This window comes from Enterobacter cloacae complex sp. P1B (assembly GCF_014982345.1).
In the GTDB taxonomy this organism is placed as follows: domain Bacteria; phylum Pseudomonadota; class Gammaproteobacteria; order Enterobacterales; family Enterobacteriaceae; genus Enterobacter; species Enterobacter bugandensis.
On sequence record NZ_JADCLF010000013.1, the window covers coordinates 44,570 to 53,163 of the forward strand.

The 8,594-nt window shown below is 57.6% G+C and carries 6 protein-coding genes and 1 other RNA gene; 5 read left to right on the forward strand and 2 right to left on the reverse strand.

The features are described from left to right. The first annotated feature begins 304 nt into the window (after positions 1–304). The 4 genes from INF77_RS13045 to narI are packed head-to-tail and all read left to right on the forward strand — an operon-like array spanning position 305 to position 6,964. A complete protein-coding gene (locus tag INF77_RS13045) occupies positions 305–4,048 on the forward strand; it encodes a nitrate reductase subunit alpha (RefSeq protein WP_193532730.1) in 3,744 nt (1,247 codons plus the stop codon). Further along, on the forward strand, positions 4,045–5,580 hold the full coding sequence (gene narH, locus INF77_RS13050) for a nitrate reductase subunit beta (protein WP_028013444.1): 1,536 nt from the start codon (positions 4,045–4,047) through the stop codon (positions 5,578–5,580). The genes INF77_RS13045 and narH overlap by 4 nt, the downstream gene beginning before the upstream one ends. Further along, positions 5,577–6,287, forward strand: a complete 711-nt coding sequence (narJ, locus tag INF77_RS13055) for a nitrate reductase molybdenum cofactor assembly chaperone (RefSeq protein WP_045261096.1) — start codon at positions 5,577–5,579, stop codon at positions 6,285–6,287. Before narH ends, narJ begins: the two co-directional genes overlap by 4 nt. Further along, complete coding sequence (gene narI / locus INF77_RS13060) at positions 6,287–6,964, forward strand: respiratory nitrate reductase subunit gamma (protein WP_021240339.1); 678 nt, start codon at positions 6,287–6,289, stop codon at positions 6,962–6,964. Before narJ ends, narI begins: the two co-directional genes overlap by 1 nt. On the opposite strand, the gene INF77_RS13065 is transcribed toward narI, so the two are convergent. After that, positions 6,961–7,857 (reverse strand): DMT family transporter, encoded by an 897-nt coding sequence (locus tag INF77_RS13065; RefSeq protein ID WP_193532743.1) that lies wholly within the window; start codon positions 7,855–7,857, stop codon positions 6,961–6,963. The two genes, narI and INF77_RS13065, sit on opposite strands and share 4 nt — an antisense overlap. A 107-nt stretch (positions 7,858–7,964) precedes the next feature. Here INF77_RS13065 and INF77_RS13070 point away from each other — a divergent pair, with 107 nt between their 5' ends. Then, complete coding sequence (locus INF77_RS13070) at positions 7,965–8,408, forward strand: Lrp/AsnC family transcriptional regulator (RefSeq protein ID WP_041909598.1); 444 nt, start codon at positions 7,965–7,967, stop codon at positions 8,406–8,408. A gap of 5 nt (positions 8,409–8,413) precedes the next feature. On the opposite strand, the gene INF77_RS13075 is transcribed toward INF77_RS13070, so the two are convergent. Next, positions 8,414–8,531: non-coding RNA, RtT sRNA (locus INF77_RS13075), on the reverse strand. Positions 8,532–8,594: the final 63 nt, after the last annotated feature.

Consider the following 8,594-nt stretch of genomic DNA (forward strand, 5'->3'; position numbering starts at 1 on the left):
TACCGCAGTCATCTGCGGGTAACACTGTGATCGCCATCGCTTTGCAGGGATGTCTACCCCTTAATACCTGAGATGTTAAATTTTGCCGGGGTTATTGTACGATGAATAATAAATATCTTTATAAATCATTTATTTATTCGTTTTAAAAATATACCGCTTTGGTGGTATTTGGTCTAACCCCTCCTTTTATAGTCCCTCTTCGTCTTGATCGTTATCAATTCTCCCCCTCTTTCAGGGCGTTACCTTCGCTGCAAATCAGCAATGTCGATTTAGAGAGCCACAGGCTCCATACAGGAGATACCCGATGAGCAAATTTTTGGACCGGTTTCGCTACTTCAAACAGAAGGGTGAAACTTTTGCCGATGGGCACGGCCAGGTTCTGGATACCAACCGGGACTGGGAAGACGGTTACCGCCAGCGCTGGCAGCATGACAAAGTCGTCCGTTCTACCCACGGCGTAAACTGCACTGGCTCATGTAGCTGGAAGATTTTCGTTAAAAACGGTCTGGTGACCTGGGAAATGCAGCAGACCGACTATCCGCGCACCCGTCCGGATATGCCGAACCATGAACCGCGCGGCTGCCCGCGCGGGGCCAGCTACTCCTGGTATCTCTACAGCGCCAACCGTCTGAAATACCCGCTGATGCGCAAACGCCTGATGAAAATGTGGCGTGAAGCGAAAGTGCAGCACAGCGACCCGGTTGATGCGTGGGCCTCTATCATTGAAGATGCCGACAAAGCGAAAAGCTTCAAGCAGGCGCGCGGTCGCGGTGGTTTCGTTCGTTCTTCCTGGAAAGAGGTGAACGAGCTGATTGCCGCCTCTAACGTCTATACCGTAAAAACCTACGGTCCTGACCGCGTGGCGGGCTTCTCGCCAATCCCGGCGATGTCGATGGTCTCTTACGCTTCCGGCGCGCGCTACCTGTCGCTTATCGGCGGGACCTGCCTGAGCTTCTACGACTGGTACTGTGACCTGCCGCCAGCGTCACCGCAGACCTGGGGTGAGCAGACCGACGTGCCGGAATCCGCCGACTGGTACAACTCCAGCTACATCATCGCCTGGGGCTCTAACGTTCCGCAGACCCGTACCCCGGACGCGCACTTCTTTACCGAAGTCCGCTACAAAGGGACCAAAACCGTTGCGGTCACCCCGGACTACGCGGAAATCGCCAAGCTGTGCGACCTGTGGCTGGCACCGAAACAGGGTACCGATGCCGCGATGGCGATGGCGATGGGCCACGTCATGCTGCGCGAATTCCACCTCGACAAACCGAGCCAGTATTTCACTGACTACGTGCGTCGCTACACCGACATGCCGATGCTGGTGATGCTGGAAGAGCGTGAGGGCTACTATGCCGCGGGCCGCACGCTGCGCGCCGCCGATCTGGTGGACGCGCTGGGCCAGGAAAACAACCCTGAGTGGAAAACCGTTGCCTATAACAGCAACGGCGAGCTGGTGGCGCCAAACGGCTCTATCGGCTTCCGCTGGGGCGAGAAGGGCAAGTGGAACCTTGAGCAGCGCAACAGCACCACCGGTGAACAGACGGAGCTGCGCCTCAGCATGCTGGGCAGCCAGGACGAGATCGCCGAGGTTGGCTTCCCGTACTTTGGCGGTGAAGGTTCCGAGCACTTCAACAAGGTTGAACTGAAAAACGTGCTTATGCACAAGCTGCCGGTTAAGCGCCTGCAGCTGGCCGACGGTTCTACCGCGCTGGTCACCACCGTCTATGACCTGACCATGGCGAACTACGGCCTGGAGCGCGGTCTGAACGACGAAAACTGCGCAACCAGCTATGACGACGTGAAGGCCTATACCCCGGCCTGGGCGGAGCAGATCACCGGCGTACCGCGCGCGCAGATCGTTCGTATCGCCCGCGAGTTTGCGGAAAACGCCGACAAGACCCACGGTCGCTCGATGATCATCGTGGGTGCCGGTCTGAACCACTGGTATCACCTCGATATGAACTATCGCGGCCTGATCAACATGCTGATCTTCTGCGGCTGCGTCGGGCAGAGCGGCGGCGGCTGGGCGCACTACGTGGGCCAGGAAAAACTGCGTCCGCAGACCGGCTGGCAGCCGCTGGCGTTTGCCCTCGACTGGCAGCGTCCGGCACGTCACATGAACAGCACCTCCTACTTCTATAACCACTCCAGCCAGTGGCGCTACGAGACGGTTACCGCGCAGGAACTGCTGTCGCCGATGGCGGATAAATCCCGCTACAGCGGCCACCTGATTGATTTCAACGTGCGCGCTGAACGCATGGGCTGGCTGCCGTCTGCGCCGCAGCTGGGCACTAACCCGCTGCGCATTGCACAAGAGGCGAAGAAAGCGGGCATGTCGCCGGTGGATTACACCGTGAAATCGCTCAAGGAAGGCTCAATTCGTTTCGCGGCAGAACAGCCTGAGAACGGCAAAAACCATCCGCGCAACCTGTTCATCTGGCGCTCCAATCTGCTGGGCTCGTCCGGTAAAGGCCACGAGTACATGCTGAAATACCTGCTGGGCACCGAGAACGGTATTCAGGGTAAAGACCTCGGCAAGCAGGGCGGCGTGAAGCCAGAAGAAGTGGAATGGAAAGACAACGGTCTGGACGGCAAGCTGGATCTGGTGGTGACGCTGGACTTCCGTCTGTCCAGCACCTGCCTGTACTCCGATATCGTGCTGCCAACCGCCACCTGGTACGAAAAAGACGACATGAATACCTCGGACATGCATCCGTTTATTCATCCGCTGTCTGCCGCCGTTGACCCGGCGTGGGAATCGAAAAGCGACTGGGATATCTACAAAGACATCGCGAAGAAATTCTCCGAAGTCTGCGTAGGTCACCTGGGCAAAGAGACCGACGTGGTGACGCTACCAATTCAGCACGACTCCGCTGCCGAACTGGCGCAGCCGCTTGACGTGAAGGACTGGAAAAAAGGCGAATGCGACCTGATCCCGGGCGTGACCGCGCCGCACATCATTCCGGTTGAACGTGATTACCCGGCAACCTACGAGCGCTTTACCTCCATCGGCCCGCTGATGGAGAAAATCGGTAACGGCGGCAAAGGCATCGCCTGGAACACCCAGAGCGAAATGGACCTGCTGCGCAAGCTCAATTACACCAAAGCAGACGGCCCGGCCAAAGGCCAGCCAATGCTCAACACGGCAATTGATGCGGCGGAGATGATCCTCACCCTGGCACCGGAAACCAACGGCCACGTGGCGGTGAAAGCGTGGGCGGCCCTGAGTGAATTTACCGGTCGCGACCACACGCATCTGGCGAAGAATAAAGAGGAAGAGAAAATCCGCTTCCGCGATATCCAGGCCCAGCCGCGCAAGATTATCTCCAGCCCGACCTGGTCTGGTCTGGAAGATGAGCATGTGTCCTATAACGCTGGTTATACCAACGTTCACGAGCTGATCCCATGGCGCACGCTTTCTGGTCGTCAGTCACTGTATCAGGACCACCAGTGGATGCGCGACTTCGGTGAAAGCCTGCTGGTGTACCGTCCGCCAATCGATACCCGCTCCGTGAAAGCAGTGATGGGCGCGAAATCGAACGGTAACCCTGAGAAGGCGCTGAACTTCCTGACGCCGCACCAGAAGTGGGGTATCCACTCCACCTACAGCGACAACCTGCTGATGCTGACCTTGTCGCGCGGTGGTCCGATTGTCTGGATGAGCGAAGCGGACGCCAAAGATCTGGGTATCGAAGATAACGACTGGATTGAAGTGTTCAACAGCAACGGCGCCCTGACGGCGCGTGCGGTGGTGAGCCAGCGCGTACCGGCCGGGATGACCATGATGTACCACGCGCAGGAACGTATCGTGAACCTGCCGGGTTCAGAGATCACCGAGCAGCGCGGCGGTATTCACAACTCCGTGACCCGTATTACGCCGAAGCCGACCCACATGATCGGTGGCTATGCGCAGCTGGCCTACGGCTTTAACTACTACGGCACCGTAGGATCGAACCGCGATGAGTTCGTGGTGGTACGTAAGATGAAGAATATTAACTGGTTAGACGGCGAAGGTAATGACCAGGTACAGGAGAGCGTAAAATGAAAATTCGTTCACAAGTCGGCATGGTGCTGAATCTCGATAAGTGCATCGGCTGCCACACCTGTTCAGTGACCTGTAAAAACGTCTGGACCAGCCGCGAAGGTATGGAGTACGCCTGGTTCAACAACGTGGAAAGCAAGCCGGGCACCGGCTTCCCGACCGACTGGGAAAACCAGGAAAAGTGGAAGGGCGGCTGGATCCGCAAAATCAACGGCAAACTGCAGCCGCGCATGGGTAACCGCGCAATGCTGCTGGGTAAAATCTTCGCTAACCCGCACCTGCCGGGCATTGAGGACTATTACGAGCCGTTTGATTACGACTACCAGAACCTGCACAACGCGCCGGAAAGCAAACACCAGCCGATCGCCCGTCCTCGCTCGCTGATCACCGGTCAGCGCATGGACAAAATTACCAGTGGTCCAAACTGGGAAGAAATTCTGGGCGGCGAGTTCGAAAAGCGCGCCAAAGACCAGAACTTCGAGAACATGCAGAAGGCGATGTACGGCCAGTTCGAAAACACCTTCATGATGTATCTGCCGCGCCTGTGCGAACACTGCCTGAACCCGGCGTGCGTCGCGACCTGCCCGAGCGGCGCTATCTACAAGCGTGAAGAAGACGGCATCGTGCTGATCGACCAGGACAAGTGCCGCGGCTGGCGCATGTGCATCACCGGCTGTCCGTACAAAAAAATCTACTTCAACTGGAAGAGCGGTAAGTCTGAGAAGTGCATCTTCTGCTACCCGCGTATCGAAGCCGGTATGCCGACCGTCTGCTCCGAGAGCTGCGTAGGTCGTATTCGTTACCTCGGCGTGCTGCTGTACGACGCGGACGCGATTGAGAATGCCGCAAGCACCGAGAATGAGAAAGATCTCTATCAGCGTCAACTGGACGTCTTCCTCGATCCGAACGATCCGAAGGTGATTGAGCAGGCGCTGAAGGACGGCATTCCGCAGAGCGTCATCGACGCCGCACAGCAGTCGCCGGTGTACAAAATGGCGATGGACTGGAAGCTGGCTCTGCCGCTGCACCCGGAATACCGCACCCTGCCGATGGTCTGGTACGTGCCGCCGTTGTCTCCGATTCAGTCTGCGGCGGACGCGGGCGAGCTGGGCAGCAACGGTATTCTGCCGGACGTTGAAAGCCTGCGTATCCCGGTGCAGTACCTGGCCAACCTGCTGACCGCCGGAGATACCCAGCCGGTGCTGCTGGCGCTGAAACGTATGCTGGCAATGCGTCACTTCAAACGTGCGGAAACCGTTGACGGCGTGAACGATACCCGCGCGCTGGAAGAGGTCGGCCTGACCGAAGCGCAGGCGCAGGAGATGTACCGCTACCTGGCAATCGCTAACTACGAAGACCGTTTCGTGGTGCCAAGCAGCCACCGCGAGCTGGCTCGCGAGGCCTTCCCGGAGAAAAGCGGGTGTGGCTTTACCTTTGGCGACGGTTGCCACGGGTCAGACAGTAAATTCAACCTGTTCAACAGCCGCCGCATCGACGCCATGGATGTGACCAGCAAAACGGAGCCGCACCAATGATTGAACTCGTCATTGTTTCGCGTCTGCTCGAGTACCCTGATGCTGCGCTTGCGCAGCATCAACAGGAACTCTTTGATGCACTCGCGTCATCTGAAAACCTGGATAAAGAGGATGCCCAGAAGCTGGGCGTTTTCCTCCGCGATCTGCTGGCACGCGATCTGCTCGACGCGCAGGCGGACTACAGCCAGCTGTTTGACCGTGGTCGTGCGACGTCTCTGCTGCTGTTTGAGCACGTTCACGGTGAATCCCGCGACCGCGGTCAGGCGATGGTGGACCTGATGGCCCAGTACGAGCAGCACGGCCTGCAGCTCGACAGCCGCGAGCTGCCGGATCATCTGCCGCTGTACCTGGAGTATCTGGCGCAGCTGCCGAAAGAAGAGGCGCTGGGCGGTCTGCAGGATATCGCCCCGATTCTTGCGCTGCTCGGCGCGCGTCTACAGCAGCGCGAGAGCCGCTATGCCGTACTGTTCGATCTGCTGGTGAAGCTGGCGAACGCCTCTGTAGACAGTGAAAAAGTGGCGGAGAAAATCGCGGATGAAGCCCGCGACGATACCCCGCAAGCGCTGGATGCGGTCTGGGAAGAAGAGCAGGTGAAATTCTTTGCTGACCAGAACTGCGGCGAGTCTGAAATCTCCGCTCACCAGCGTCGTTTTGCCGGCGCGGTTGCCCCGCAATATTTGAATATCTCTAACGGAGGACGGCACTAATGCACTTCCTGAATATGTTCTTCTTTGACATTTACCCGTATATCGCGGGCACCGTATTCCTGGTGGGAAGCTGGCTGCGCTATGACTACGGCCAGTACACCTGGCGTGCTGCCTCCAGCCAGATGCTGGATCGCAAAGGGATGCACGTCGCGTCTAACCTGTTCCACATCGGTATTTTGGGGATTTTTGCCGGTCACTTCCTTGGGATGCTGACGCCGCACTGGATGTACGAAGCGTGGCTGCCGATTGAAGTGAAGCAGAAGATGGCGATGATCGCCGGCGGTGCTTGCGGCGTGATGACCCTGGTGGGTGGCCTGCTGCTGCTGAAACGTCGTCTGTTCAGCCCGCGCGTGCGTGCAACCACCACTGCAGCGGACATCCTGATCCTCTCCCTGCTGATGGTGCAGTGCGCGCTGGGTCTGCTGACTATTCCATTCTCTGCGCAGCATATGGACGGCAGTGAAATGATGAAGCTGGTGGGGTGGGCGCAGTCCGTCGTGACCTTCCACGGCGGAGCGTCTGAGCACCTGGACGGCGTGGCGTTTATCTTCCGCGTTCACCTTGTGCTGGGGATGACGCTGTTTGTGCTGTTCCCGTTCTCCCGACTGGTGCATATCTGGAGCGCGCCGGTGGAGTACCTGACGCGCAAATACCAGATTGTGCGTGCCCGTCGCTAATTCAGCGTCTTGATACCAACCCCGCATTCGCGGGGTTTTTTTTCGCCCCAGTCCAGGTTGTTACCCGCTGCAGCAAACAGGATCAACGCGCCGCCCGCCAGCTGCGTCAGGTTCAGCGAGTGTCCGAACACCAGGTTATCGACAACGATCGCCACCACCGGATAGATAAACGACAGGGAGCCGGTAATGGGGGTAGGTAGCTTCTGAATCGCGCTGTAGAGCAGCTGGTACATAATGCCGGTATGGACGATGCCGAGCGTCAACAGGAGCGGCCAGGGAAAATCACCGGAAAATGACGGCCGGCTGGCAAACGGCAGAAGCATCACGACGCCAGTCAGCACCTGAATAAAGGCAATATGCTGCGGTGCGATTGTTTTCAGTTTGCGCGCAATGATTGCCGTCAGCGCGTAGAAGAAGGCCGCGGCCATTGCCAGACTAATACCCGCCAGCCATTCAGTGTCGTGGGTGCCGGTCAGCTCGCTGGAGAGCAGTATCACCACGCCGCCGAAGGCAAGGAACAGCCAGCCCCATTTCACCACGCTGACGCGCTCGCCTAAAAACATCCCCATCAGGACCAGCATAAACGGCTGAGTATTATAGACCACGGTCGAAAGACCAATAGAGATCCGCTCATAGGCTGCGAAGAGCAGCAGCCAGTTCACCACTAATGCCACACCGCCGAGTATCGCCAGCAGCAGCGTGGTGCGGGTGAGGGGGCTAAAGGGCTTTTGACTTACCCGGATAAAAATGAAAAGCGCTATTGCCCCAATAAGGCAGCGCCAGAACACCACTTCCGTCACCGGCAGGCCGCTGAGCAAAACAAACGCGCCGATAGAGCCGGAAATTAACATCGCCAGACTCATCTGCCAGACGCCTTTATGTAAATCACGCATCATTCACCTCCTGATTAATAACGCTATTGTCGAAAATCGCTGTTGGGTTTTACAGGGGTGAGATAAGGTTGAAGGTGTTAACTGCATTTTTAAATTAGGTGAAACGAGTGGAATACCTTATTGATGATATCGATCGGCAAATTTTAGCCTGCCTGGTTGAGGATGCGCGCATGTCGTTGAAGGTGCTCAGCGGCCGCATCGGCCTGACCTCACCCAGCACGGCAGAGCGTCTGAAGCGGCTGGAAGAGCGCGGTGTGATTCAGGGGTATGGCGCACGGGTGAATCTGGCGGCGCTGGGGTATACGCTGCAGGCGCTGGTACGCGTGCGGCCTTTGCCGGGGCTGTTGCATAAGGTGGATAAATACATACAGGCGATGCCGGAGTGTATTGAGAGCGACAAGGTGACCGGGGAAGACTGCTTTGTGATTAGGCTAGTGGTGCGATCAATAGAACAACTGGATGCGCTGCTGGACGGGCTGGCGGAGCATGCCCAATGTAATACGTCGATTGTGAAAAGTTCGCCGGTGAAGCGTCGTTTGCCGCCAATGTAGTCGTCTGTCGCCGGGTGGCGGCTGCGCCTCGCCCTTCGGGTCGTTGCCTGCGGCAACGCTTTCTCGCTGCGCTCGAATCGAACCTTAGTCGAAGCTTCTCATCCTTCCCCTTGCGGAAATACATGATGCACGGTGCGAGCAGAATGTTAAGTGTCGTTTGAAAGTGATGGTGGTGGGGGAAGGATT